Raw genomic sequence first — 25,740 nt, forward strand, 5'->3', positions numbered from 1 at the left:
AGGTGATCCTGAGATCAGGCGTACGGCGCCGCGAGGCGGAGGTCCTCGACCAGCGCCCCGAAGGCCTCGTCGTAGCCGTCCCGTCCCCGCAGCCGCAGGACCGCCGACGGGTGGGTGGTGACGACCACGGGACGAGCCGGTTCCTCGAGGACGCGACCGCGCACGTCGCCGATCTTCACGGCCCGGTCCAGCACCGCCCGCGCCGCTGTCGCTCCCATGGCGACCACGACCCCTGGCGCGACCGCCTCCAGCTCGGCCTCCAGCCAGGGGTGGCAGGCCGAGAGGTGGCGTACGTCGGGCTTCTGGTGGATGCGCCGCTTGCCGCGCTGCTCGAAGCGGAAGTGCTTGACCGCGTTGGTGAGGTAGGCCGCGGACCGGTCGATGCCGGCCTCGTCGAGGGCTTCGTCGAGGACTCGCCCGGCAGGTCCGACGAACGGCTCTCCCTGCTCGTCCTCGCGATCGCCGGGTTGCTCGCCGACCAGCATGATCCGGGCGGAGCGCTCCCCGCTCGAGAAGACCACCTGCGTCGCCGGCTGCCACAGCTCGCACCCCCGGCAGTCGTGGGCGGCCGACTCGAGGTCGGACAGCTCGCGCGACTCCGGTACCCAGGGGGTGGCGTCCGTCTGGCCGGCCATGCGTCCACCATGCTCCGCCGCCCGGACGCCCGGCACAGCCCGACGGGTGGGTCAGGTGTAGCGGGCCGCGATCGCTCCGGCGCGGGCGCCGTAGCCCCCGCCGAACATGCACGCGTGCACCAGCAGCGGGAAGAGCTGGTGGATCCCGAGCCGGTCCTCCCAGCCCTCGGCGAGGGGGTACGCCTCGTCGTAGGCCGCCATCACCCGCGGCAGGTGCGTGAGCCCGAACAGGTGGAGCATGGCCAGGTCGACCTCGCGGTGACCGCCGTGGGCGGCCGGGTCGATGACGTGGATGGCGAGGTCCTGCCCCCAGAGGCAGTTGCCGTTCCAGAGGTCGCCGTGCAGCCGCGCCGGCGGCTCGTCGGGCAGGAGGCCGGAGAGCCGGCCGACGACCGCCTCGACCGCCGCCGCGTCGGGCTCGGTGATCGCGCCGCGGTCGCGGGCGAGCTTGAGGTAGGGCAGGACCCGGCGTACGGCGTAGAACTCCGGCCACGAGTCGGCGGTCTTGTTGGGCAGCGGCAGTCGCCCGATGAAACCGTCGTGGTCGAGGCCCCACCCGTCGGCGCCGGCGGCGTGGGTGGTGGCGAGCTGTTGGCCGAAGGCGACGGCCGCCTCCACGGGGGTCTTCGAGCTCGGCTCGATCCACCCGAGGATCACGCAGTCGCCGGCAGCGGCGAGGACCTCGGGCAGCCGCACGCCGCCCTCGACCTCGGCGAGCCAGCGCAGGCCGGCGACCTCGGCCTCGAAGAACCCCTCGGGCGCGTGCGGCAGCGTCTTCATCAGCGCGGTCTGGCCGCTGGACAGGCGCAGCCGGGTCGCCCGGGCGATGTCGCCGCCGGCCACCGGCGAGGTCGCGACGACGGCGGTGTCGAGCAGCTCCTCGGCACGCTTGGCCACCAGCGGCTGGCGAGCCATCAGGCGGAACCCTCGAGCGCGCGCGGGAGGGCGGCCACGATCGCATCGCTCGTGCGCTCGACCATCGCCAGCACCTCCTCGAACCCGTCGTCCCCACCGTAGTACGGGTCCGGGACCGCAGCCCCCGGATCGACCGGATCGAGGTCGCGGAACATCCCCACGCTCGGTGTCCGGCCGCCGACGTCGGCGAGGTTGGCCTCGTCCATCACGAGGACGAGGTCGTACGCCTCGGGCCAGGTCGCGTCGTACTGCCGGGCGCGGTGCCGGCTGGCGTCGTAGCCCGCGGTGGTCAGGGTGGCGGCGGCGCGGGGGTCCATCGGGTTGCCGACGTGCCACCCGCCGGTGCCGGAGGACGCGACCTCGACGCGGTCGTCGAGCCCGGCGTCGGCCAGGCGGCGCTCGAGGACGACGTGCGCGGTGGGCGAGCGGCAGATGTTGCCGAGGCAGACGAGCGCGATCCGGTAGCGGCCGGGCTCGCGTGCAGGTGGCAGGTCGGTGGGGAGGTCCGGCACCGGCATCAGTCCCGCGAGGGGAGGGCGATCCGGACGCCCCAGCCCACGACGGTGATGATCAGCGAGCCGACGAGGGCGTTCCAGAAGCCCTCGACGTGGAAGCCGAGGTCGAAGGCGTCGGCCAGCCGCGCGGTGAGCATCAGCATCAGCGCGTTGATCACCAGCAGCAGGAAGCCGAGAGTCAGGATGATGAACGGCAGCGACAGCAGCTTGATGACCGGCTCGATGAAGGTCGAGACGAGTCCGAGGATGAGGGCGACGAGCAGCAGCGGCAGGATCTTCTCCTGCAGCTCGGCCTGCCCGTTGTCGGGACCGTCGAAGTAGATCCCGGCCAGCAGCTGCGCCGCCACGGCCAGCCCGGCGGCGTACGTCAGCAACCACGTCACGAAGCGCATGCGTCGAGACTAGCGACCCACCACTCGTCAGGGGCCTCCGCTGGTCGAGCAGCGAGCGCCAGCGACACGAGCGCCAGAGCGCCCTGCCCAACCAGCGATGGGCGGGTCGCTACCCTCCCCGGATGGTCACGATCGGCGGCACGGGCGTGATGGTGCTCGGCGCCCTCGCGGCCGGGGTGGTGGCCGTGCTGCTCGCGCTGGCCACCCGCCGCCTGCTGGGCACGGCCTCCGCGGTGTCGGTCGCCGGCCTCCTGTGGTCGCTGGTCGCGATCGGGCTGGTGACGCTGGTGCCGACCCGCGCCGACGTGGGGATCGTGCCGGCCGACACCCGGAGCGAGTCGTGCTCGTGGGACTACGGCGGCCCGTCGGGGGCGGCCTTCGAGGTGCTCGGGTTCGACCAGCGCACCCTCAACGTGCTGCTCTTCGTGCCGGCGGGGATCTTCCTGGTGCTGGCCGCCGGACGATGGTGGGCCGGCCTCGCGCTCGCCCCGCTCGGTCTCGCGGCGCTGGCGGCGTACAGCCTCGCCATCGAGCTCACCCAGCTCCAGCTCGCCCGCCTCGACCGCGCCTGCGACGTGACCGACATGGTCGACAACGTCCTCGGTGCGGGGCTCGGGTTCGCGATCGGCCTGCTGCTACTGCCGGTGGTGAGGCCGTGGCGGGGTCGCGTCACTAGGGTGCGGGAATGACCTCCCCCCAGCCCCGGCCCAACGTGCTCGCCATCCCCGCGTACGTCGCCGGCAAGCCGCCCGTCGCCCGCCCCGGGCTGACGTCCTACAAGCTGTCGTCCAACGAGAACCCCTACCCGCCGCTGCCCGGCGTGCTGGAGGCGGCGACCGAGGCGGCGGCGCAGATGAACCGCTACCCCGACATGGGCAGCACCGCCCTGTACGCCGCCCTGAGCGAGGCGATGGGCGTCCCGGTCGCGGACCTGGCGGCGGCCACCGGCTCGGTGGGCCTGATCTACCAGCTCGTCAACGCCTTCTGCGAGCCCGGCGACGAGGTGGTCCATGCCTGGCGCTCCTTCGAGGCCTACCCGATCGCGGTCACGGCCGGCGGCGCGACGAGCGTGCAGGTGCCGGTGACCGCCGACGGCCGCCACGACCTCGACGCGATGGCCGCGGCCGTCACCGAGCGTACGAAGGTCGTCATCGTCTGCACGCCCAACAACCCCACCGGGCCGGCTGTCACCCAGACCGACCTCGACGCCTTCATCGCGAAGGTCCCGACGCACGTGGTCGTCGTGGTCGACGAGGCCTACCTCGAGTTCGTCCGGATGTACGACGCCATCGACGGGATCGCGACCTACCGCCGCCACGACAACGTCGTGCTGACCCGCACCTTCTCCAAGGCCTACGGGCTCGCGGGCTTCCGGGTCGGGTACGCCGTGGCCCCTGCCCCGCTCGCCGCCGCCCTCCGTGCGGTGTCGCTGCCGTTCGGGGTCAGCCACGTCGCGCAGGCCGCGGCGATCGCCTCGCTCGCCGCGCAGGACGAGCTGCTCGCGCGGGTCGACGACCTCGTCGCACGCCGTGCCGACCTCGTCGCCCGGCTGCGCGAGGTGGGCTGGGAGCTCCCCGACGCGCAGGGCAACTTCGTGTGGTTCCCGCTGGGCGAGCGCGCCCTCGACTTCGCCGCCGCCTGCGGCGAGGTGGGGATCTCGGTGCGGCCCTTCGCCGGCGACGGCGTCCGGGTGAGCATCGGCGAGGCCGAGGCGTTCGACCGGGTGGTCGAGGTGGCGGCGCGCTTCGCTCCGTGAGCCGACGACGTGGACACGCGGACCCAACTCAGGCGAGGGGGCCGGCTCAGGCGGGAGCTGCGGTGTCCTGACGGGGTTCGGTCCGCGCGTCCACGGCCGGCACCCGGTCCATCCGCCGGAAGCTGGGCACCCGGGTCGGCGCCATCGTCGCGAGGAGGTACGCCGCGCCCGCCAGCAGCAGAGCCGGTGAGATCCCCAGGCCGGTGGCCGCGAGGCCACCGAGGATCCCGCCGAGCGGCATCAGCGAGAAGCACAGCGCGGTCTCGAGCGAGGTGACGCGGCCCAGCAGGTGCGGCGGGATCCGCTCCAGGATCACCGCGCCGAGGATCGGGTTGAGGAAGCCCGACGCCACCCCCGCCACGGCCGTCACCGCGAAGACCGCCCACAGCGGCGACTCGAGCGCCATCACCACGTATCGCGGGGCGCCGCAGACGAGGAACGCGAGGACGTACGTCCGGTAGCGCGGCAGCGTCTCGCCCCACCTCGCCGCGACGAGCGCGCCGACGACCGAGGCGCCGCTCATCACCGCGAAGAGCGTGCCGAGGACGGCCACGCCCGCTCCCGACTCCCTCGCCCACACCGGCGCCAGCACGGCGACGTACGCCTGGTCGACGAGGTTCGTGACCGCGACCATCGCGCAGATCGCGACGAGCACCGGGTCCGTGCGCAGGAAGTCCCAGCCCTGCCGGAGCTCGGTTGCGTACGACGTGGGGTCGGCGTCGCGCTCGGGCGGGACCGGTTGCCCGAGCCCGCGGGTGGTCACGGCCAGGACGACGAAGGACACGAGGAACGTCGCAGCATCGACGTAGATCGCGTGCGCCGCGCCGACCGACGCGACCAGCAGCCCGGCGAGCGCGGCGCCGCCCATCGACGAGGTGCGCTCGATCGCCGAGCCGAGGCCTGAGACCCGCTCGAGGGAGTAGCCCGCCACCCGGGCGATCTCGGGGGCCATCGCCCCCTTGCCGGCGTCGCCCGGGCCACGCAGCGCGCCTGCGACCGCGACGAGGCACAGCAGGAGCGGGAAGGACAGCAGCCCGAGGTCGTGGAGCAGTGGGACGGCGCCGACGACGACGGCCGACAGGAGGTCGCACGCCAGGGTGACCCGACGCGGACCGAGCCGGTCGAGCAGAGGACCTCCGAGCGCCTTGAAGACCACCAACGGAGCGATCTCCGCGGCCGCGACGAGGCCGGTCTGGGTGGCCGAGCCGGTGGTCGACAGCACGAACCACGGGATCGCGATCATCGAGATGCGGGTGCCGACGACGGAGATGCCCTCCGCCGTGAGGGCTCCGACCAGGGGAGCCCGGCTGCCCGTCAGGCGTCCCACTGCTGACCCGGCCGCAGGAAGGCGTTGAGGTTGATCGCGAAGGGTGCGGCGTCCTCGGCGTCCGAGTCCACGGTGTCCTCCACGAGCCGGACGAGCTGCTGGACCAGGGCGTCGGCCTGGGCGGGCGTGAGGCGTAGCTCCCAGTCGCTGAGCGTGCCGACGGTGCGCCACTGCTCGGGCACGAACGCCATCTCGGCGACGGCCACGCGCAGCCGCTCCCCGTAGAGCTGGGCGACCGTGGCCAGGTAGGCCTCGACGTCCTCCGCGCCCTGCTCCTGGGTGCGGAAGTCGGTGCGGGTGGCCTCGTGCGAGGCGCGCCACCAGCGGTCGCGGGCGTTGCCCCGCTCCGCGTCCTCCTCGATGAACCCGTGCTGGGCGAGCTGGCGCAGGTGGTAGGACGTCGCGCCAGTGTTGAGGTCGAGGCGTCGGGCGAGCGTCGTCGCCGTGGCAGGGCCTTCGGTGCGCAGCAGGCCCAGCATCCGAAGGCGTACGGGATGGCTGAGGGCACGGAGCCCCGCGATGTCGGGGGTGATGGAGGACGACACGACCACAGGGTAGGTCTGCCAAGACTTGTTTGCAAACATGTCTTTGCGATGACCCTGGCTATGGTTGAAGCGTGAACGACACCGCGACCTACACGAAGAAGGGCGAGCCCTTCGAGCGCGACATGTCCTACCTCCCCGACCGCGTGCTGGCGGGGGAGCGGTCGGCGGATCCGCTCGACGACGCGTTCCCCAGCGGCTCCAAGGACAGCCCGCGCGAGGTTCCGGTGTGGGCCGCCGAGCCGGGCCGCTACCGGCTCGTCGCCGCCCGCGCCTGCCCGTGGGCGCACCGCTCGATCATCGTGCGGACGCTCCTCGGCCTCGAGGACGTCATCTCGTGGGGCGCGCCCGGGCCGGTCCACGACGCCCGCAGCTGGACCTTCGACCTCGACGAGGGCGGCAAGGACCCCGTGCTCGGCATCGAGCGCCTCCAGGAGGCCTACTTCGCCCGCGAGGCCGACTACCCGCGCGGCATCACGGTGCCGGCGATCGTCGAGGTCGGGTCGGGCAAGGTCGTCACCAACGACTTCCCGCAGATCACCCACGACCTGTCCTTCGAGTGGCGCGAGCACCAGCGCCCCGACGCCCCCGACCTGTGGCCGGTCGACGTCCGCGAGGAGATGGAGGCGGTGATGAAGCGGGTGTTCACCGAGGTCAACAACGGCGTCTACCGCTGCGGCTTCGCCGGCTCGCAGGAGGCGTACGACGACGCCTACGAGCGGCTCTTCACCGCTCTCGACTGGCTCGAGGAGCGCCTCGCCGACCGCCGCTACCTGATGGGTGATGCGATCACGGAGGCCGACGTACGCCTCTTCACCACCCTGGTGCGCTTCGACGCGGTCTACCACGGGCACTTCAAGTGCAACCGCAACAAGCTGACCGAGATGCCGCACCTCTGGGGCTACGCCCGTGACCTGTTCCAGACGCCGGGCTTCGCCGACGAGGTCGACTTCGAGCAGATCAAGCAGCACTACTACGTCGTGCACACCGACATCAACCCGACGCAGATCGTGCCCGCCGGTCCCGACGAGTCCGGCTGGCTGACCCCGCACGGCCGCGGCTGACGAGCCCCGGTCTGGACCCGCTGCCCCCGACAGGGCGCGAACTCCGACGTCTTTCCCGAGACTTCCCGCAGACCTCCTTCAGGAACGTCGCCGCTCGGTCCGAACCCTCCCGCCGACGCGTCCGACGGCGCATCGTGGTCGCCGCACCACCACGCACGACCACGGACCTCGCAGGACGGCGCTCCCACCGGCCTGCGCCCTCCACCCAGGAGGAGAGCCGGGGCGGACGGACACCCACAAGTCCTTCCGCCCCGGCTCGTGGTGTTCGGGGCCGAGGCCCCGTCGGGTTGACCGGTCGGGTGACCCGGTCGGGTGATCCGGCACAACCGTCTCCCACCTTGGGTACGTGGTCTGGTCCGATCGGGCCTTAACCGGCTTGATGCGCCAAGGTTCGATCAAGCGCAGCCGGAGGTAGGCCCCGGCCTCCGCCCGGGCTGTTCCCGTCGTCGAGTCCGGGCGCGAACCTTCTGCACGGAACATCTGTGCCGTGCGTCATGGGGGCGTGCGGCGGCCACGGTCGACAGCGCTTGGGGGCGTCGGTCACCGAACGGCTCAGGCAGTGGGGACTACTCGCACAGGGGGCGAGATCATGCATCGCGCACGCACGAACAGCAGGACCGAGAAGCAGGGCCGGCGGACTCGAGGAGCGCACGCCGCCGAGCGGCGCAGGGGCTCCGGGGGACTGAGGCGACTGCTCGCCCTCCTCCTGCTCGTGCCCGCCGTCGCCGTCACGGCGACGACGACGGCCGCGAGCGCGGCTGTCGTGGCCGGCTTCGAGATCGACGGCAACACGCCCGTCGACGGTGGCGGCACCGACTGGGCGGGGCTCGACGACGCCACCACCCACCAGACCGACCCGGTCGGCAACGTCGACACCAGCACGTTCAAGGGGAGCAAGGAGTTCGAGCACCCCTCGACCTGGCAGATCGGCACCGGCCTCGCGCCCAACCAGGACGACATCTCCGACGTCTACGTCCACGACGCCGTCGTGGACGACGACATCTGGGGCTTCCTCGGCTTCCGCCGCTACACCACCAGCGGCGTGACGAACTTCGACGTCGAGTTCAACCGGCAGGAGAACGCCGGCGGCAGCGCGTACCTGCCCCTGCGCTCGGTCGGCGACGTGATGGTCCGCTTCGAGCAGGACGGCAACAAGGGCTTCAAGCTGACCAACGCCTACTTCTGGCGGCTCGAGACCGGCCCCGACTGGAAGGCCGGCTGCCTCGAGGTCAGCGGATACACGCCGGGCGCCGGTTGGTGCCCCGTCGACATCGCCCAGGTCCCGTTCACGGGCACCACGGGTGAGGACGGGCACTTCGGCGAGGGTGCGTTCAACTTCACCGCGCTCCTCGAGCTCGGCGGCGGCGACATCACCTGCCTGGGCGGCAACTTCGGCACGATGAACATCCGGACCTTCACCGGCAACGCCAACGAGTCGGCGCTCAAGGACTACGTCGACGCGGTCAGCATCGACGTCGGCGACACGTGCGGGGCGATGGAGATCTACAAGGTCGACCAGTTCGGCAACTCGGTCCCGGGCGCGACCTTCTCCATCTCGCCCAACCCGATCCCGGGCCAGACCGCGAGCCCGCTCGTGATCACCGAGGGCGGGGCCGGCGACCCCGACGGCACGGCCGACGGCGCCATCGTCATCGAACCGGCCAGCCCGGGCACGTACACGGTCGTCGAGACCGCGGCCCCGGCCGGGTACGAGCTGCCGCAGCCGTTGTCGGCGCGTACGTGGACCGTCACGGTCGGCGAGAACGGGGTGGGCAGCGTCAACACGCCGCTGACCGTGACCGACCGGAAGTACTTCGCGGCGCCGACGATCGTCAACGCCCCGAGCTACGACGTGGACTACAACTGGCAGGTCGTCAAGTTCGTCACGGGCCCCAAGACGGCTGACGCCCCTGAGGGCACGGACGCCACCTTCCCCTACGAGGTGCGGCTCAAGGCGCTCGACCCGACGACCTCCGGCTTCGGCGGGACCGTCACGGTCACCAACCCGAACCCGCTGCCCATGGTGGGGACGCTCTCGGCCGGGATCACCGGCGGTGCCGCGTGCACCATCGACGCGACGGACGTCTCCGGCGCGGCCGGGCTGCAGGTGAACCTGGCGAGCGGGGCCAACCCGTTCACCTACACCTGCCCGACGGCTGCCCTGCCCGGCGGCACCACCGCCACGGTGGCGTGGGCGGAGACGACCTACCCGAGCCCCGACGCGGGCGAGACCTACTCGCGCTCCGACGCGAAGGCCTTCGCCATCGACCAGAAGACCGACGAGACCACCACGGTCACCGACACCTTCGAAGGTGGCGCTCCGGAGGACCTCGGCACCTTCGACTGGAGCACCGTCCGGGCGTCGAACGTCCCGATGGCCCACACGGTCGTCGTCGCGACGTACTCCCGTGACATCGCGGGCGTGCCGGGGAAGTGCACCGACTACACCGACACCGCGCGCGAGTCGGCGGACGGCACCAGTGACAGCGAGAAGGTCACGGTGTGCGTGGGCCGGAACCTCGACGTCACCAAGGACGCCACGCTCGGCTACCAGCGCGAGCTGCTGTGGGACATCGCCAAGTCCGGTCCCGGCACGGTCTGGGTCGGCGAGGACGAGCAGGGCGACCTGAGGAAGACGGTCGACTTCACCATCGACGTCACGGCCGACGGCGTGAGCGACTCCGAGTGGGCGCTCACCGGCACGATCCTCGTCGACAACCCCAACTCCTGGCCCGTGACGGTCGACGTGACCGACACGGTCGTGGTCGACACCAAGGTGCTCCAGTGCACCATCGACGGAGGCGCCTCGGTCGCCGTGCCGGCCAACGCGGTCGACCACCCGGTGACGTACGAGTGCCCCGGGGTCGAGCAGGGGGACTACGTCGGCGAGAACACCGTCACCATCGACTGGAGCGCGGACCCCCACGCCTACCCGAGGACCAGCGACAGCGACACGGTCGACGTCGAGGTGACGGGCGACCCGGAGCCCACCAACGAGACGGTCACGATCACCGACCTGCTCGAGGGCGAGGACGTCACCGCGGACCTGCCGCAGTCGACCTTCGACTGGAGCACGGTCCACGCGATGGAGGACCACACGCAGCGGCTCACCTACTCGGTGGAGCTCGACGGGGCGACCGGCGAGTGCGTGCCCTACGAGAACGTCGTCACCATCGACCAGACGAAGCAGTCCGACGCGCACACGGTGACGCTGTGCTCGCCGGGTGTCGCCAAGACGGTCGTGGCCGACTTCGGGCGCAAGCAGCTCTGGAAGCTCACCAAGGACGTCGACAAGACGTTCGTCGAGGTCGGCCCCGACGGCCAGGCGCGGTTCACCTACACCGTGACCGCCACCCCGGGTGAGGTCGTGCCGGACGGCACCGCCTCCTGGTCGGGCTCGATCGAGATCAGCAACCCCTCCGACGAGGCGCTGGTCGTCGACGTGGCGGACCTCGCCGACGTCGCCGGCTGGACGTGCGAGCTGGTCGACGACGGCACCGCGGTGGAGATCCCACCCGGCGGCAGCGTCGAGCTCGCGTACGACTGCGAGGGGTCGGGCCACGCGTCCGGCAGCAACACCGCGGAGGTGGGCTTCGGTGACGAGGTCGTCACCGAGACGGTGGACGTGGAGTTCGCTCCGCGGCCGGGGATCACCGACACCACCACGACGCTGGTCGACGACATCCCCAACGACGGGGTGCCGGCGAAGCAGTTCGACGTCGACGCGGCCAAGGGGCCCAACGTGTTCACCTACTCCCGCGACCTCGGCGCTCCCGCCGGCGCCTGCGAGACGTACACGAACACCGCGGTCCTGGCCCTGACCGGTGACGACCTCAGCGCCGACCGTACGGTCCGCGTCTGCGAGGAGGCGCCGCTCGAGGTCGCGGTGGAGGGCGCCGGCAGCTACGGCATCACCTACCCGTGGACCATCGAGAAGGAGGTCGATCGGACCCGCGTGGAGGTCGACGCCGAGACCGGGGAGGCCGACTTCACCTACGAGGTGACGGTCCGGGCCGGTGAGAAGCAGCCGGCGGGCTGGACGTTGTCCGGCGACGTCACGATCACCAACCCCAACACCTACGCCGAGGGCGACATCGAGGTCACCGACCTCGACGTCAGCACGGACGTGGGCGGCGGGGCGGTCTGCACCGCGACGCTCCCGGCCGAGCCCGTGGTCGCGCACGGTGACGACCTGGTGGTCGGCTTCGAGTGCGAGTTCACCGGCGACCCGAGCACCTCGGGCACGGTCACCGCGGACGTCAGCTGGGACCCCGCCGGTGCCGCGCCGAGCGACACCGCGTCCGGCTCGGGCGACGTCACCCTCGCCGTCGGCGAGGAGGTCGACCGGGTCATCGAGGTCTGGGACGACCAGACCGACCCGGAGAACCCGGTCCTGCTCGACGGGGAGCTGGAGTGGTCCGCGGGCCTGGTGGAGACGTACGGCTACACGCTCACGCACGAGGGTGTGCCGGGGACGTGCGTCGCCTTCACCAACACCGCCTGGCTCGAGCTCGCCGGGGACGACCCGAGCGACAGCACCAGGGCCACGGTGTGCACGGAGGCCCCGCTCGAGCTGGCGCCGACCGCGACGGCCGACCTGGCGCGCGAGTACGCCTGGTCGATCGGCAAGGTCGCCGACGCCACCCAGCGCACGGCCGACGCCTCCGGCAACGCGACCTTCACCTACACGGTGACGGCCCGCGCCGGTGCCTCGACCGACTCAGGGTGGAAGCTCCAGGGCTCGGTGGAGGTCGCCAACCCGAACCAGTACGCCGACGGTGCCATCACCGCCGACGTCACGGCGGCCACGGACCTCGGCGGTGGAGCGGTCTGCACCGTCGCCGGCGGCGAGGACGTGCTGATCGGGGCAGACAGCTCGGCGACCCTGCCGATCGCCTGCACGTTCGCCTCGCGGCCCGCGGGCTCCGGGACCGTGAGCGTGACGGCGACGTGGGACCCGCCGGGCGAGGCGAGCTCGACGTCGGTCACCGAGACCACGGAGCCGGTCACCTTCGGCGTGCGCTCGGAGACCAACAAGACGGTCCAGGTGGTCGACGACAAGACGGTCGCAGGTCAGCGGGTCGTCCTCGACCCGGCACTCACGTGGGCCGCGGGCCTGGTCAAGAGCTACACCTACGACCTGACCCTGGCCGGGGGCGCGCCCGGTGCGTGCCAGGGCTGGACCAACACCGCGACGATCGACCTGCCGGTCGGTACGGACCCGACGGCGACCGCCGCCGTGCTGGTCTGCACCCCGGCCGCCGAGGTCCTGCCCGAGCAGGCCTTCGGCAAGGCGGTCGGGTCGGTGAAGGCGAGCTGCCAGGGCACCGTCCGGGCCAAGCTGGCCAACCGCTCGGGGGAGACGGTGGTCTACAAGCTCCGGGTGGGCAAGAAGGTGCACAGGATCGCGGTGAAGTCCCTCGCGAAGAAGAAGTTCGTGACGAAGGGCAAGCCGCGCGCGAAGGTCATGTTGAAGGTCGGCTCCACCAGGCTCGACAAGCTCCGCATCCCGGCGTTGTGCGCGGCCCCCGAGGTCCTGCCCGACACCGGCATGCGGGGCCTGGGCTGATGGCGGCCACCTTCATCGCCGGGTAGCAGCCGCTGCCCGACCTCCATCCCCCCAATGGAGGCGAGCCGGCGTCGACGGGTCACCCACGGGCCCGTCGACGCCGGCTCATCCATGTCCCCGCCCAGGGACCCCACCCCGGGTCTCCTCCTGATTGGTGCTGGCGGGCTCCGGCCGATACGTTGACCTCGAACCTGTGGTCGGGGTCACACACGCCGGCGACCACGCGTGCAAGCCGTCGGCGTCCGGCGATCCCGTGACTGCCGCTGCCTGATTGTGAGGAGAGTGCGTTGCCCGATCCCGTGAGCTTCGGCCCCGACCTGGCGGACGTCTTCGGACCGTCCCAGACCGACGGTGGACCAGATCTCGTCCAGCTGCTGACGCCCGAGGGTGAGCGCGTCCACCACCCCGAGTTCGACCACGACTTCTCCGCCGAGGAGCTGCGCGGGCTCTACCGCGACATGGTCCTCACCCGGCGCATCGACGTCGAGGCCACCGCGCTCCAGCGCCACGGCGAGCTCGGCATCTGGGCCCAGCTGCTCGGCCAGGAGGCCGCGCAGATCGGCGCCGGCCGTGCCCTGCGCCCGCAGGACTACGTCTTCCCGACCTACCGCGAGCACGGCGTCGCCTACTGCAAGGGCGTCGACCCGCTCCGCCTGCTCGGCCTGTTCCGCGGCGTCGACCAGGGCGGCTGGGACCCCAACGAGAACAACTTCGGGCTCTACACGATCGTCATCGGCGCGCAGACCCTCCACGCCACCGGCTACGCCATGGGCATGCAGCGCGACGGCGTCGTCGGCACCGGCGACCCCGACCGCGACTCGGCCGTGATCGCCCACTTCGGCGACGGCGCGTCCTCGCAGGGCGACGTCAACGAGGCGTTCATCTTCGCCGCCTCCTACAACGCCCCCGTCGTGTTCTTCTGCCAGAACAACCAGTGGGCCATCTCCGAGCCGATCGAGCGCCAGACCCGCATCCCCCTCTACCAGCGTGCGCTGGGCTTCGGCTTCCCGGGCATCCGCGTCGACGGCAACGACGTGCTCGCGACGTACGCCGTGACGAAGGCTGCGCTCCAGCGGGCGCGCGAGGGCAACGGCCCGTCGTTCGTCGAGGCGTACACCTATCGCATGGGCGCGCACACCACGACCGACGACCCGACGCGCTACCGCCTCAACGACGAGCTCGAGCACTGGAAGCTGAAGGACCCGATCGAGCGGCTCAAGGTCTACCTGCGCCGCAACGGCCTGGTCGACCAGGAGTTCTTCGACGACCTCGACGCCGAGGCCAAGGAGCTGGGCCACCACCTCCGCGAGGGCTGCAAGGCGCTGCCCGACCCCAAGCCGCTCGACCAGTTCGGCTACGTCTTCAGCGAGATGACCGACGAGATCGCCGCCCAGCGCGACGAGTTCGCCGCCTACCTCGCTTCGTTCGAGGGGAGCCACTCGTGAGCACGCAGAAGATCACTCTCGCCAAGGGCCTCAACATGGGTCTGCGCAAGGCGATGGAGGACGACGACAAGGTCCTGCTGATGGGCGAGGACGTCGGCAAGCTCGGCGGCGTCTTCCGCATCACCGACGGCCTACAGAAGGACTTCGGCGAGGACCGCGTCATCGACAGCCCGCTCGCGGAGTCCGGCATCGTCGGCACCGCGGTCGGCATGGCGCTGCGCGGCTACCGCCCCGTCGTGGAGATCCAGTTCGACGGCTTCGTCTACCCCGCCTACGACCAGATCGTGTGCCAGGTCGCGAAGTACACCTACCGCTCGCAGGGCAAGGTGAAGATGCCGATCGTCATCCGCATCCCCTTCGGCGGCGGCATCGGCGCGGTCGAGCACCACTCGGAGTCCCCGGAGGCGCAGTTCGCGCACACGCCCGGCCTCAAGGTCGTGGCCTGCTCCAACCCCGTCGACGGCTACTGGATGATCCAGCAGGCCATCGCCCACGACGACCCGGTCATCTTCCTCGAGCCCAAGCGCCAGTACCACGCCGACAAGGCCGAGCTCGACGAGTCCGCGACGCCTGAGCCGCTCTTCACCTCGCGCGTCGTGCGTCCGGGCTCCGACGCGACGGTGCTCGCCTACGGCCCGACGGTCAAGACCGCGCTCAAGTGCGCCGAGGCGGCCGAGTCCGAGGGCCGCAGCCTCGAGGTCATCGACCTGCGCACGCTGTCCCCGCTCGACATGGCCCCGGTCTACGAGTCCGTACGCCGCACCGGCCGCTGCGTGGTCACGCACGAGGCGCACGTGAACCTCGGCATGGGCGCCGAGCTCGCCGCCCGGGTCACCGAGCAGTGCTTCTACTCCCTCGAGGCCCCGGTCCTGCGCGTCGGTGCCTTCGACACGCCCTACCCGCCGTCGCGGATCGAGGAGGAGTACCTCCCCGACCTCGACCGGGTGCTGGACGCCGTCGACCGCACCTTCACCTTCTAGTCCTCCTTCGGTGGTCGAGGTGCGAGCGCAGCGAGCCTCGAAACCACTGGCTCCGAAAGGATCCTGATGTCCGAATTCCTCCTCCCCGACGTCGGCGAGGGCCTCACCGAGGCCGAGATCGTGGCCTGGAAGGTCAAGGTCGGCGACACCGTCGAGATCAACGACGTGATCGTCGAGATCGAGACCGCCAAGTCGCTCGTCGAGCTGCCCTCGCCCTTCGAGGGCACCGTCCTCGCGTTGCTGGTTCCCGAGGGCGAGACCATCCCGGTCGGCACCCCGATCATCTCGATCGGCGCCGAGGGCGAGGCGCCCGCCCCGACCGCGCCCGCCGAGCAGACCGAGTCCGACCCCTACCTGGGCATGGCCGAGAAGGCCGGTGCCGCCGAGGCTGCGGCCCAGGCCGACCCGGCCGACATCGACCTGTCCAACCCGGCGGCGTCCGGGTCGATGGAGGGGGCGTCCCTCGTCGGCCGGATCAAGGCCGAGCGCGGCCCGATGCGCCGTGCGCGTCGCGGCTCGGCCTCGCCGAGCACCGTCGCGGGCAGCCAGACCCAGATGCAGGTGCAGGGTGCGTTCTCGCCCGGCGGCGCCCAATCCGACGAGGTCATGCCCGCCGACGAGTCGCCGGTGCCGGCCACCGACCAGCGTCCGGCCCCCGCGGCCGCGCCGGCGGAGGCCCTCGTACCTGCCGCCGCGCAGGACCCGGGAGTCGTACGCACCCTCGCCAAGCCCCCGGTCCGCAAGCTCGCCAAGGACCTCGGCGTCGACCTGTCGACGCTCGTCGGGTCGGGCCCGTCCGGCTCGATCACCCGCGACGACGTCCAGGGCGCCGCCAACGGCTCGGCCGGTCGTACGGCTGCACCGGCCGCTGCCGCTCCCGCTGCCGTCGCCGCCGCTCCCGGCGAGCGCGAGACCCGCGAGCCGATCAAGGGCGTGCGCAAGATGATGGCGACGGCGATGAGCCAGTCGGCCTTCACCAGCCCGCACGTCACCGAGTGGATCACCGTCGACGTCACCGCGGCGATGCAGCTCGTGGCCCGCCTCAAGAAGCGCTCGGAGTTCAAGGACACCCGGGTCAGCCCGCTGCTCGTCCTGGCCCGCGCCGTGATCCTCGCGATGAAGCGCACCCCGGAGATCAACTCCTACTGGGACGAGGACGCGCAGGAGGTCGTCTACAAGCACTACGTCAACCTCGGCATCGCGGCCGCCACGCCGCGCGGCCTGGTGGTGCCCAACGTCAAGGACGCCGACTCGATGTCGATGACCGAGCTGGCGGCGGCGCTCGGCGAGCTCACCGCGACCGCGCGCGAGGGGAAGACGCAGCCGGCCGAGATGTCCGGCGGCACCTTCACGATCACCAACGTCGGTGTCTTCGGCGTCGACGCCGGCACCCCGATCATCAACCCGGGCGAGTCCGCGATCCTGTGCTTCGGCGCCATCAACAAGCGGCCGTGGGTCGACGAGGAGACCGGCGAGATCGTCGTGCGCGACGTGACGACGCTGGCGCTGTCCTTCGACCACCGCCACATCGACGGCGAGAAGGGCTCACGCTTCCTCGCCGACGTGGCGGGGATGCTCAGCGACCCGGGGACCGCGCTCCTGTTCTGAGTGGGCGCGTCCGGACACTTGCGAAGCGCCGAGTCGGCGCATCCTGACGCAGGATGCGCCGACTCGGCTGCGTTTCGGGACCAGGATGCGCCGACTCGGCTGCGTTTCGGGACCAGGATGCGCCGACTCGACGGTCAGCGGGCGTGCCAGGCGGCCAGCACCTCGGCCTCGCGCTCGGGCGAGAGCGCGGTCACCGGGGAGTCCAGGCAGCCCGGCGCGGTGTCGGCCAGTGGTCGCGGCCGCAGCCCGGCCGCGACGGCCGGGCCGGGGGCGTGCGCCAGCATGCCGTCGTACTCAGGGCGCGGCAGCCACAGCGGCAGCGAGCCCTCGCCCATCCAGGGCACGACGCCCTGCGCCTCGAGGAACTCCGAGTCGACCCAGGTGAGCCGCGGGTAGCCCGCACCGACGCCCGCAGCAGTGTGGGCGAGCAGCTCGCCGAGCGGCACGGGATCGCCCACGGCGTCGTAGGTCCCGGTCGTACGCGACTCCGCGAGGTCGAGCAGCCAGGCGGCGAGGTCGCGCACGTCGATCACCTGCACCACGTCGTCGGGACGACCGGGCGCCAGCACCTCCCCGCCGCGGGCGAGGCGCTGCGGCCAGTAGGCGAAGCGGCCGGTCGGGTCGCCGGGCCCGACGATCAGGCCCGGGCGCGCGACGACCGCCGAGTCGGCGGTCGCCTGTACGGCCTGCTCGCATGCGACCTTCATCCCGCCGTAGGCCTCCGGGTCGACGGCGAGGTCCACGTCCTCCTCGACCGGGTCCAGCAACGGCTCCATGGCCGATGACCCGTTGTCGGCGTACACGCTGATCGTGGAGACGAAGACCCAGTGCGCCTGCGCCGTCGCCGCCACCGCGCGGCGGACCTGCGAGGGGTGCCGCGCGACGTCGACCACCGCGTCCCACGTGCCCGAGGAGACCTCCGCGGGCACGTCGTCCGTACGGTCCCACCGCAGGTGCGTGGCGCCGTCGGGGACGGTGCCGGAGGTGCCCCGGCAGGCGCAGGTGACGTCCCAGCCGCGGGTGACGGCCTGGGCGGCCGCCTCGCGGGAGAGGAACCGGGTCCCACCGAGGACGAGCAGTCGCATGGTCCCACCCCAGCGGGTGGGATACTCCGTCGCAAGGGTTTTCGCTGTGGGCGCAACCGATGGTTCGTGCCCTTTGTCAGGTGCGGACCATCGCTGCGACAATGAAGCCCTCGGATCGTGTGGAAGGAGCGGGCGGATGGCCCAGGACGCCGCCGCGGCAACCCCGGGCGAGCCCACCACCTCGGCCCTGCTGGCCCGCGCCCAGCAGGTCGCCGACCAGCTGGTGAGCGAGGCCCGGCAGGAGGCCGACGCACTGACGGCCGAGCTCGGCACCCTCCGCGAGGAGCTGCGCGAGCTCAAGGCCGAGGCCGAGGCCGACCGCGCGGAGGCCGGTCGCGCCCGGCGACAGGCCGAGGAGGTGCTGGCGGGGGCGTCGGAGGAGGCGGCGACCATCGTGGTCGACGCCAACGAGCAGGCCGCCCTGCTGATGTCGTCCGCCTCGGGTGCGCGTGACGAGCAGGTCGAGGCCGCGCGTGTCGAGGGCGACCAGCTCCGCGCCCGGGCGCAGGAGGACGCGCTCGCGCTCCGCGCCGAGTCGCAGGAGCTGCGCGACACCGCGGCCACCGAGACCGCCGCCCTCCTCGACGCCGCCCGTGCCGAGGCCGAGGGCGCCGTCGCCGCCGCGCAGGAGACGGCCGCGCGACTGGTGGAGGAGGGCCGCGCCGGCGGCCAGCGCCACCTCGACTCGGCGATGGCGGAGGCCGAGTCGCTCCGGGCCAGCGCCTCGACCGAGTCGGCACGGATGCGTGACGAGGCCGCCCTCCACGTCGAGGAGCTGCGCCGCACCACCGGCGCCGAGGTCGACCGGATGCGCCAGGCCGCGGAGGAGACCCTCGCCGCGGCTCGCGCCGAGAGCGAGCAGAAGCTCCACCAGGCCGCCGAGCAGACCGAGTGGGCCACCCGGACCGTACGCTCCGTGCTGGCCGGCGCCGCAACCGAGGCCGACGCCATCCGCAAGGCCGGGCACGCCGACGTCGCCGCCCACACCCGGCTCGTACGCCGCCGCCTCCAGGGCGTCATCGCCGCCGTCGCCGAACGGATGGCGCTCCAGCTCGCCGACGCCCAGCAGAGTGCCGACGACATCGCCCGCACCGCGGGACTCGCCGCCGCCGAGATGGAGAGCGAGGCCAAGGCCACGCTCGCGCGGGCCGAGGCCGAGGCGGCGCGCGTCATCGCCGACGCCACCGACGAGTCGGAGCGGGCTGTCGAACGCCTCGAGCGCCGCCGGGCCGAGGCGGAGTCCGGTGCCGCCAACCTGCGTTCGCTCGTCGCCGAGGAGGTCACCCGCAGCCGGGCCGAGGCCGCCGAGGACCGCCGCCGGGCCCGCGAGGAGTCGGTCGCGCTGGTCGCCGAGGGCCGGGCCGAGGCCGACCAGCTCCGCGAGGGCGCCCGCCGTGCCCTCGAGCGCGCCCGGGCCGAGATCGCCGACCTCCAGGCGCAGCGCGACGGCATCGCCGCCGAGCTCGGCCAGCTCTCCGGCGTGATCGAGGCGCTCGCCGTGCCCGAGCGCCGAGCCCCGGCAGACGACCCCGACAACCCTGTCGACAGCTCGGTCGACGGCGACACCCCCCACCCGCCATCCCCCACCCCCCACCCCTCCCCGTCACCCCAGGAGAACCCCGATGCCTGAAGAGATGTTCACGACCGTGCGCCGCGGCTACGACCCGAGCGAGGTCGAGCGGGCCGTCGGGCAGGCACAGGCCGAGGTCGCCGACCTCCGGCAGCGGCTCGCGGCCGCCGAGGCCGCCGCCGAGCAGGCCCGCAACGAGGCAGCCACGTCCCGCGACGCCCTCGTCTCGCGGGAGGCGCAGGAGCCCGAGCTGCCGACGTACGAGCACCTCGGCGAGCGCGTCGGACAGATCCTCGCCCTCGCGGAGGCCGAGGCCGCCGAGATCCGCGACCGCGTGCTCGGCGAGGTCGAGACCCTGCGCAAGGAGGCCGAGCAGGAGGCAGGGGCGATGCGCGCCGACGCGGACCGCTACGCCGAGGAGACCCGCCGCGACGCCGACGCCGACGGAGCCCGCCTGCTCGCCGACGCCCGCAAGGCCGCCGACAGCGAGCGCGACGCCGCCGAGCGCGACGCCTCCGCCCGCCGTGCCGAGGCGGAGGCCCTGCACGAGGACGCCCGTGCCAAGGCCGCCCAGTCCGCGGCCGACTTCGAGACCACGCTCGCCGAGCGCCGGCAGAAGGCGACGGCCGAGTTCCAGGCGCAGCAGGCCGCGACCCAGGCCGAGCTCGACGCCATGGCCGCTCGCAGCAAGGACACCGAGGCCGCGCTCGAGCGCAGCCGTGCCGAGGCCGAGGAGCGCATCGCGCGCATGCTCGCCGACGCGGAGGAGCGCTCCACCACGATGGTGGCCGAGGCGCGGGCCTCCGCCGACCGCGTACGCGCCGAGTCCGACCGGGAGCTCGCGGCCGCGGCGCAGCGCCGCGACAGCATCAACGCCCAGCTCTCCAACGTCCGCCAGATGCTCGCCACCCTCACCGGCACCGTGCCCGGCGTCGCCCTGCCCGGCGAGCCTGCCGCGGCCGTCGACGTACCCGCCGAGGACGCCTCCGACGAGCCCGAGGCCGTCACCGAGGCCGAGGTCGTCGAGGCCCAGGACGAGGCGGCCGCCGAGGCTGCCGAGCGCGCGGACGGCGAGGCCCCCGAGGAGCGGTGAGCCAGCGACGTTCCGCTTGCCCGGAAGGTGGCTCACGCACCGCCCGGCAGGGCGGCGCTCAGACGTAGCGGCGCGTCCGCCTCTTCGGCGACCCCGGGCCGGTGGCGATGAGCGAGCTGAGCTCGTACTCCAGCACGGCCCCCACGCGCCGGCAGAACGCCTCCGGCTCGTCGGCGGCGTCGGGCCTCTCGGCCACGATCCGGTCGACGATCCCCCGGCGGTAGAGGTCGATCGCCCGCACCTGCTGGGCCCGGGCCATCTCCGCCGCGTGGTCGAGGTCGCGGTGCACGATCGCCGACGCGCCCTCGGGCGGCAGCGGTGAGAGCCACGCGTGCTGGGCGGCCACGACCCGGTCGGCCGGCAGCAGCGCCAGCGCCCCGCCGCCGTTGCCCTCGCCGAGCATCAGGCACAGCGTCGGCGCGTCCAGCGTGACGAGGTCGGCGAGGGACCGGGCGATCTCCCCGGCGAGGCCGCCGTTCTCCGCGTCCGCCGACAGGGCGGCGCCCTGGGTGTCGATCACGGTCACCAGTGGCAGCCCGAGCTCGGAGGCGAGCCGCATCCCGCGGCGGGCCTCGCGCAGCGCCTCGGGCCCCAGGGGGTGGTCGGTCGTCTGGCCGCGCCGGTCCTGCCCGAGGAAGACGCACGGCGCCTCGCCGAACCGCGCGAGCACGATGAGCAGCCCGGGGTCGCGCTCGCCCTGCCCGGTGCCGTTGAGGGGCACGACCTCGCTGGCGGCGTAGCGCAGCAGCCGGCGTACGCCCGGGCGGTCCGGCCGGCGCGACCGCGTCACGCAGTCCCAGGTGTCGACGTCGGGCACGTCCTCCTGGCCGGGGTCGGCGACGGGCGCGACGCCCTCGCGCGCCGCCATCAGGGTGCTGAGCGCGCGGTCGAGGATCTCGGCGATCTCCTCGGGCGGCAGGACGGCGTCGATGATGCCGTGGGCGTAGAGGTTCTCCGCGGTCTGCACGCCCTCGGGGAAGGGGCGGTCGTAGAGCGCCTCGTAGACCCGCGGGCCGAGGAAGCCGACGAGCGCCCCGGGCTCGGCGACGGTCACGTGCCCGAGCGAGCCCCACGAGGCCATCACGCCGCCGGTGGTGGGGTGGCGCAGGTAGACGAGGTAGGGCAGGCCGGCCGTACGGTGCGCCGCGACCGCGGCGGAGATGCGCACCATCTGCACGAACGCCGGTGTGCCCTCCTGCATCCGGGTCCCGCCGCTGACGGGTGCCGCGACGAGCGGCAGCCCCTCGCGGGTGGCGCGCTCGATCCCGGCGACGATCCGGTCGGCGGCCGCGCGTCCGATCGAGCCGGCGAGGAAGCCGAACTCGCCCACCAGCACGCCGATGCGCCGCCCGTGCAGCCGCGCCTCGCCGGTGAGGACGGACTCGTCGACGCCCGACCTCTGCGCCGCCTCGGCGAGCTCCGCGGCGTACGCCTCGCTGATGCCGTCGCGCGCGGGCGGGGTGTCCCACGAGGACCACGAGCCCTCGTCGAGGACCAGGTCGATCAGGTCGTGTGCGGTGAGGCGGGCCATCCGGGCAGGGTAGCCGCGCGCGGAGCGCCGGTCAGGCGGACGGTACGCCCGGCGCCGGGGTCCGCCGACCGGTGATCCAGCGGTCGAAGAACTCCGAGAGCTCGAGCCCGGTCTCGGCCTCCCAGTGGTCGTAGACCTGCTTGCGGGAGACGGAGGTGTTGTCGTTCTCGGTCAGCCACGACCGGGCGATCCGGTAGAACTCCTCGTCGCCGAGGTCCTCGCGCAGCTCGTTCCACATGAGCGCGGGCGTGTAGTAGATGTTCGAGCCGCCGAACTGGTCGGGGTCGTACGCCCCTGGCGGGCCGTACTGGTCGCGCAGCTGCTGGTCGACGGCGCGGGCGTTGCGCAGGCTCTCGCGCAGCGGGCGGATGTCGTGGTCGTGCTCGTAGACCCACTGCAGCAGCATCGTCATGCCCTCGTTGAGCCAGACGTCGCGCCAGTCCGACGGCGAGACCTGGTCGCCGTACCACTGGTGCACGATCTCGTGCGCGACCACCTGTGGCGAGAGGACGTAGTCGTTGGTGCCGAGCGTGACCATCGTCTGGGTCTCCATCGCGCTCTGCGAGGCGGTGACGACGAGGCCGAGCGAGTCGAAGGGGTAGTCGCCCAGCCGGGTCTCGACCCAGTCCACGGTCGCGGCCGCGGTCCGGATCGAGTCGAGCGGGCGCGTCATCCCGCGCGGCGTCCAGTAGTCGACGCGCAGGCCGCCGGCCGAGGTGTTGCTGCTGTGGGAGTAGTCGCCGATGGCGACGGTGACCAGGTAGGACGAGGCCGGCTCGTCGAGCTGCCACGAGGTCGTGGTGCCGTCCGCGTCGGTCTCGAGGGCGGTGAGCTCGCCGTTGGCGACGCCGGTCCACTTCGGTGGCGCGTGGACGGTGATGTCGTAGAGCGCCTTGTCGGCCGGCTGGTCGTTGACGGGGTACCACGTGTAGGCGCCGTACGGCTCCTGCATGGTCCACACCTCGCCGGTCGGGGTGATGGTGAAGCCGGTGGTGGAGAAGTCGCTGCGCGTGGTGGGGGCGGGTGCGGGCTCGGGGGTGCCCGCGTAGTCGAGGGCGAGCTCGTAGCGCTGGTCCGCCTCGATCGGCGCCCGGACCACGAGGTCCTTGCCGAGCCGCGTGACCCGGACGGGCTCGCCGTCCAGGGTGGCCTCCTCGACGGCGAGGGGAGCGCCGAGGTCGAGCTGGAACCGAGGCGCCGTACGGGCCGCGCGGAAGGTGAGGACCGCCCGGCCGGTCAGGCGCTTCGGACCCGGCTCCCAGGTCAGGTCGAGGTCGTAGTGGAGGGCGTCGACGCGCGGGTCGCCGACGTCGGGGTAGACGCTGTCCTCGACCGGCGTCGACACGGCGAGGTCGAGGTCCTGCTCGACCGGCTCGGTGACGACCGGCGCGGAGACGGACGTGGTCGAGGCGCCGCCGGCCGCACCCCCGTCAGCGGGTTCCATGGCCGACGGCGGGGGCTCGAGCCCGTCGGGACGGGCGGCGTCGCCGGAGCAGCCGGCCAGCAGGGCCAGCGACAGGGCCAGCGACAGGGCCAGCGAGATGGCCAGCGAGATGGCAGGTGACACGCCCGGGGCGAGGGTCGCGGCGGCGCGCCGCAGGCTCATCGTTCGCCGCGCAGGAGGGGCCGGGCCAGCTTGCGGCCGTGGTGGATCTGCGCCTTGACGGTGCCGAGCGGCGCGCCGACCAGCGCGGCGATCTCGTCGTAGGGCAGGCCGTAGACGTCGCGCAGCAGCAGCGGCTCGACGTACTGGGGGTGGTCCTGCTCGATCGTGTCCATCGCCTCGAGCAGGTCGAGCCGGGTCCCGGCGATCACGCTCGTCGTGCGCGGGTCCGGACGGTCGTGGGCGCCGTCCTCGAAGTCGGTCGGGGTGGCGAGGTTCTTGAGGCGGCGGTAGGTCGTGCGCGCACTGTTGACGGACACGATGTGCAGCCAGGTCGTGAACCGTCCGCGCCCGCCCCACGAGCCGATCTTGGTGGCGACGTTGAGCATCGCCTCCTGGCAGGCGTCCTCGGCGTCGCCGGAGTAGGGGAGCACGCCGCGACAGATGTTCAGCACCCGCGGGCGCACGGCCGCGAGCAGCGTCTCGAGCGCGTCGCGGTCGCCCTCGCGCGCCCGGCGGGCCAGGTCGTCGATGTCGTCCGGCGCCAGTGCGTCGCCCGGGTCCCCCGAATAGCTCACGCCTGCACGATAATGCCCGGGTGTCCGCTCCCTCACGCCTCGGTCGGTACCCGGTGCGCCGTCGCATCGGGTCCGGGGCATTCGCGACCGTCTGGCTCGCCCACGACGAGCACCTCGACTGTCCGGTGGCGATCAAGGTCCTCGCGGACAACTGGACCGGTGACCTGCACGTCCGGCAGCGGTTCGTCGAGGAGGGCCGCTTCCTCCGCAAGGTCGAGTCGCCCCACGTCGTGACCGTCTACGACGCCGGTGAGCTGGAGGACGAGCGCCCCTACCTGGTGATGGCGTACGCCGACCAGGGCACGCTCGCCGATCGGCTCGAGCTGTCCGGCATGAGCGCGGCGCAGTCGCTCGCCGTCGTCGCGCAGGTCGGCCGCGGGCTCAGCGCCCTGCACGACCGGGGCGTGCTGCACCGTGACGTCAAGCCTGCCAACGTGCTCTTCCGCACGGTGGAGAACGCCCGCGACCCGCACGTCGTGGCGATGCTCGGCGACCTCGGCCTCGGCAAGGCGATGGACATGTCGTCGCGGCTGACCATGGTCGGCGGCACCCCGACGTACGTCGCCCCCGAGCAGGCGCTCGGCGAGGCGCTCGACCCGCGTGCCGACCAGTTCTCGCTGGCCGCGTTGAGCTACTACCTCCTCGCCGGCCGGCAGCCCTTCGACCACCGGAGCCTCGCCGCCGCCGAGGCCCCGGCGCCGCCACCGCCGATGGGGATCGACAACCCCGCGGCGGAGGCGGTGGTCCTGCGTGGTCTCGCCAAGGACCGCGAGGACCGGTTCGAGGACGTCGCGGCCTTCACGGCCGCCCTGGTCGAGGCGTGCGGCGGCGAGGTCGAGGAGACCCCGCGCGCGTGGATCCCGGTGGACCCCGACCTCACGACCGCGGCGCGCGGACCGGGCGGCACCGCCTCGTCCGACACGGCGGCCGCCAGCGCCGAGGGCGCCCCGGCCGGTTCGGCAGCCGACGACGTGGCGGGCGGCCGACGCCGGTGGCCGTGGATCGCCGCGGCCGTGCTCGCGCTGGCGGCCGGGACGGGGGCCGGCTGGGCCGCCGAGCAGGCCTCGACGTCCGAGCAGGAGCTCGAGGACTCCAGGAGCACGATCTACGTGACGGTCCCCGAGTCCTGGACCGCCCAGGTCGACCCGGAGCCGTGGACGCCCCCGGGCGGCACGGCCGAGCAACCGTCGATCGCGGCGGGCACCCGCGCCGGCTGGAACTCCGAGGAGACGCCGGCGCCGGGAGTCTTCGTCGGGATCCTTCCCGGCGAGAAGCTCCCTTCTCGCCTGCCGAGCCACCCGGAGTGCGACGGCCCCTCGCGCGGCCCGATCTTCGACGACCGGGACGGCGACGACTACATGACGACCTTCTCCTACGACTGCCAGGGCCTCGACGTCACGGTCGAGCGGGTGATCAGGCTCAACGACAACCAGCTGCTGTGGATCCAGATCCGCAGCGACGACCTCGGCACCGCCAACCGGGTGCTCGACTCCGTGACGACCTCCGGCGTCTGAGCCTGCCCGGCCCAGCCA

At 72.8% G+C, this 25,740-nt stretch carries 20 protein-coding genes; 10 read left to right on the plus strand and 10 right to left on the minus strand.

Annotated features, from left to right (window positions below):
• Nucleotides 1-14 precede the first annotated feature (14 nt).
• The 4 genes from EXE59_RS05355 to EXE59_RS05370 are packed head-to-tail and all read right to left on the minus strand — an operon-like array spanning nt 15 to nt 2,457.
• Nucleotides 15-635: a UdgX family uracil-DNA binding protein gene (locus EXE59_RS05355; protein WP_135837975.1), complete on the minus strand. Its 621-nt coding sequence runs from the start codon at nt 633-635 to the stop codon at nt 15-17.
• A 51-nt stretch (nt 636-686) separates the two neighbouring features.
• Nucleotides 687-1,550, minus strand: coding sequence for a fructosamine kinase family protein (locus tag EXE59_RS05360; RefSeq protein WP_135837976.1), 864 nt, complete (start codon nt 1,548-1,550; stop codon nt 687-689).
• The gene (locus tag EXE59_RS05365; protein ID WP_246056528.1) at nt 1,550-2,062 is read right to left on the minus strand and encodes a low molecular weight protein-tyrosine-phosphatase; all 513 of its coding nucleotides are present in this window, start codon (nt 2,060-2,062) and stop codon (nt 1,550-1,552) included. Before EXE59_RS05365 ends, EXE59_RS05360 begins: the two co-directional genes overlap by 1 nt.
• 5 nt (nt 2,063-2,067) lie before the next feature.
• Nucleotides 2,068-2,457 carry a phage holin family protein gene (locus EXE59_RS05370; RefSeq protein WP_135837978.1) on the minus strand — a complete coding sequence of 130 codons (390 nt, stop codon included), beginning with the start codon at nt 2,455-2,457 and terminating at the stop codon, nt 2,068-2,070.
• A 122-nt stretch (nt 2,458-2,579) separates the two neighbouring features.
• On the opposite strand from EXE59_RS05370, the gene EXE59_RS05375 reads away from it, so the two are divergent.
• Together EXE59_RS05375 and hisC are read left to right on the plus strand one after the other, a co-directional pair.
• The gene (locus EXE59_RS05375; protein WP_135837979.1) at nt 2,580-3,146 is read left to right on the plus strand and encodes a VanZ family protein; all 567 of its coding nucleotides are present in this window, start codon (nt 2,580-2,582) and stop codon (nt 3,144-3,146) included.
• Nucleotides 3,143-4,213 (plus strand): histidinol-phosphate transaminase, encoded by a 1,071-nt coding sequence (gene hisC / locus EXE59_RS05380; RefSeq protein WP_135837980.1) that lies wholly within the window; start codon nt 3,143-3,145, stop codon nt 4,211-4,213. The genes EXE59_RS05375 and hisC overlap by 4 nt, the downstream gene beginning before the upstream one ends.
• Nucleotides 4,214-4,259: 46 nt before the next feature.
• Here hisC and EXE59_RS05385 read toward each other — a convergent pair whose 3' ends face one another.
• Together EXE59_RS05385 and EXE59_RS05390 are read right to left on the minus strand one after the other, a co-directional pair.
• Entirely contained in the window at nt 4,260-5,540 is a 1,281-nt protein-coding gene (locus EXE59_RS05385; RefSeq protein ID WP_210428894.1) for an MFS transporter, read from the minus strand.
• The gene (locus tag EXE59_RS05390) at nt 5,528-6,085 is read right to left on the minus strand and encodes an ArsR/SmtB family transcription factor (RefSeq protein ID WP_246056530.1); all 558 of its coding nucleotides are present in this window, start codon (nt 6,083-6,085) and stop codon (nt 5,528-5,530) included. The genes EXE59_RS05385 and EXE59_RS05390 overlap by 13 nt, the downstream gene beginning before the upstream one ends.
• Nucleotides 6,086-6,156: 71 nt before the next feature.
• On the opposite strand from EXE59_RS05390, the gene EXE59_RS05395 reads away from it, so the two are divergent.
• The 5 genes from EXE59_RS05395 to EXE59_RS05415 all read left to right on the plus strand — a co-directional run bounded on the left by EXE59_RS05395 (nt 6,157) and on the right by EXE59_RS05415 (nt 16,748).
• Entirely contained in the window at nt 6,157-7,146 is a 990-nt protein-coding gene (locus tag EXE59_RS05395; RefSeq protein ID WP_246056531.1) for a glutathione S-transferase family protein, read from the plus strand.
• Between the two features lie 589 nt (nt 7,147-7,735).
• A complete protein-coding gene (locus tag EXE59_RS05400; protein WP_135837982.1) occupies nt 7,736-12,715 on the plus strand; it encodes a prealbumin-like fold domain-containing protein in 4,980 nt (1,659 codons plus the stop codon).
• Between the two features lie 287 nt (nt 12,716-13,002).
• Nucleotides 13,003-14,160 (plus strand): pyruvate dehydrogenase (acetyl-transferring) E1 component subunit alpha, encoded by a 1,158-nt coding sequence (pdhA, locus tag EXE59_RS05405; protein WP_135837983.1) that lies wholly within the window; start codon nt 13,003-13,005, stop codon nt 14,158-14,160.
• Entirely contained in the window at nt 14,157-15,140 is a 984-nt protein-coding gene (locus EXE59_RS05410) for an alpha-ketoacid dehydrogenase subunit beta (protein WP_135837984.1), read from the plus strand. The genes pdhA and EXE59_RS05410 overlap by 4 nt, the downstream gene beginning before the upstream one ends.
• 66 nt (nt 15,141-15,206) lie before the next feature.
• Complete coding sequence (locus EXE59_RS05415; protein WP_135837985.1) at nt 15,207-16,748, plus strand: dihydrolipoamide acetyltransferase family protein; 1,542 nt, start codon at nt 15,207-15,209, stop codon at nt 16,746-16,748.
• Between the two features lie 134 nt (nt 16,749-16,882).
• Here EXE59_RS05415 and EXE59_RS05420 read toward each other — a convergent pair whose 3' ends face one another.
• Nucleotides 16,883-17,833: an NAD-dependent epimerase/dehydratase family protein gene (locus EXE59_RS05420; RefSeq protein WP_135837986.1), complete on the minus strand. Its 951-nt coding sequence runs from the start codon at nt 17,831-17,833 to the stop codon at nt 16,883-16,885.
• Nucleotides 17,834-17,969: 136 nt separating this feature from the next.
• Here EXE59_RS05420 and EXE59_RS05425 point away from each other — a divergent pair, with 136 nt between their 5' ends.
• Both EXE59_RS05425 and EXE59_RS05430 read left to right on the plus strand, forming a co-directional pair.
• Nucleotides 17,970-19,463, plus strand: coding sequence for a coiled-coil domain-containing protein (locus tag EXE59_RS05425; protein WP_135837987.1), 1,494 nt, complete (start codon nt 17,970-17,972; stop codon nt 19,461-19,463).
• Entirely contained in the window at nt 19,456-20,496 is a 1,041-nt protein-coding gene (locus EXE59_RS05430) for a coiled-coil domain-containing protein (protein ID WP_135837988.1), read from the plus strand. Before EXE59_RS05425 ends, EXE59_RS05430 begins: the two co-directional genes overlap by 8 nt.
• Nucleotides 20,497-20,554: 58 nt before the next feature.
• Here the strand turns inward: EXE59_RS05430 and EXE59_RS05435 are convergent, their stop codons facing one another.
• From EXE59_RS05435 to EXE59_RS05445, 3 genes are read right to left on the minus strand one after another with little or no spacing between them, the layout of a single operon-like run.
• Nucleotides 20,555-22,027, minus strand: a complete 1,473-nt coding sequence (locus EXE59_RS05435; protein ID WP_135837989.1) for a carboxyl transferase domain-containing protein — start codon at nt 22,025-22,027, stop codon at nt 20,555-20,557.
• A 31-nt stretch (nt 22,028-22,058) separates the two neighbouring features.
• Nucleotides 22,059-23,633 carry a M1 family metallopeptidase gene (locus EXE59_RS05440; RefSeq protein ID WP_135837990.1) on the minus strand — a complete coding sequence of 525 codons (1,575 nt, stop codon included), beginning with the start codon at nt 23,631-23,633 and terminating at the stop codon, nt 22,059-22,061.
• Nucleotides 23,630-24,208, minus strand: a complete 579-nt coding sequence (locus EXE59_RS05445; protein WP_246056533.1) for an RNA polymerase sigma factor — start codon at nt 24,206-24,208, stop codon at nt 23,630-23,632. Before EXE59_RS05445 ends, EXE59_RS05440 begins: the two co-directional genes overlap by 4 nt.
• 20 nt (nt 24,209-24,228) lie before the next feature.
• Between EXE59_RS05445 and EXE59_RS05450 the strand changes: the two genes are divergently transcribed.
• The gene (locus EXE59_RS05450; RefSeq protein WP_135837992.1) at nt 24,229-25,722 is read left to right on the plus strand and encodes a serine/threonine-protein kinase; all 1,494 of its coding nucleotides are present in this window, start codon (nt 24,229-24,231) and stop codon (nt 25,720-25,722) included.
• The last annotated feature ends 18 nt before the right edge of the window (nt 25,723-25,740 follow it).

This window comes from Nocardioides eburneiflavus (genome assembly GCF_004785795.1).
Lineage (GTDB): Bacteria > Actinomycetota > Actinomycetes > Propionibacteriales > Nocardioidaceae > Nocardioides > Nocardioides eburneiflavus.

What these genes read in the sequence shown, in the direction of transcription:
- EXE59_RS05355 (WP_135837975.1), bottom strand. Translation starts at nt 635, where the DNA reads ATGGCCGGCCAGACGGACGCCACCCCCTGGGTACCGGAGTCGCGCGAG.
- EXE59_RS05360 (WP_135837976.1), bottom strand. Translation starts at nt 1,550, where the DNA reads ATGGCTCGCCAGCCGCTGGTGGCCAAGCGTGCCGAGGAGCTGCTCGAC.
- EXE59_RS05370 (WP_135837978.1), bottom strand. Translation starts at nt 2,457, where the DNA reads ATGCGCTTCGTGACGTGGTTGCTGACGTACGCCGCCGGGCTGGCCGTG.
- EXE59_RS05375 (WP_135837979.1), top strand. Translation starts at nt 2,580, where the DNA reads ATGGTCACGATCGGCGGCACGGGCGTGATGGTGCTCGGCGCCCTCGCG.
- hisC (WP_135837980.1), top strand. Translation starts at nt 3,143, where the DNA reads ATGACCTCCCCCCAGCCCCGGCCCAACGTGCTCGCCATCCCCGCGTAC.
- EXE59_RS05400 (WP_135837982.1), top strand. Translation starts at nt 7,736, where the DNA reads ATGCATCGCGCACGCACGAACAGCAGGACCGAGAAGCAGGGCCGGCGG.
- EXE59_RS05415 (WP_135837985.1), top strand. Translation starts at nt 15,207, where the DNA reads ATGTCCGAATTCCTCCTCCCCGACGTCGGCGAGGGCCTCACCGAGGCC.
- EXE59_RS05420 (WP_135837986.1), bottom strand. Translation starts at nt 17,833, where the DNA reads ATGCGACTGCTCGTCCTCGGTGGGACCCGGTTCCTCTCCCGCGAGGCG.
- EXE59_RS05425 (WP_135837987.1), top strand. Translation starts at nt 17,970, where the DNA reads ATGGCCCAGGACGCCGCCGCGGCAACCCCGGGCGAGCCCACCACCTCG.
- EXE59_RS05430 (WP_135837988.1), top strand. Translation starts at nt 19,456, where the DNA reads ATGCCTGAAGAGATGTTCACGACCGTGCGCCGCGGCTACGACCCGAGC.
- EXE59_RS05435 (WP_135837989.1), bottom strand. Translation starts at nt 22,027, where the DNA reads ATGGCCCGCCTCACCGCACACGACCTGATCGACCTGGTCCTCGACGAG.
- EXE59_RS05440 (WP_135837990.1), bottom strand. Translation starts at nt 23,633, where the DNA reads ATGAGCCTGCGGCGCGCCGCCGCGACCCTCGCCCCGGGCGTGTCACCT.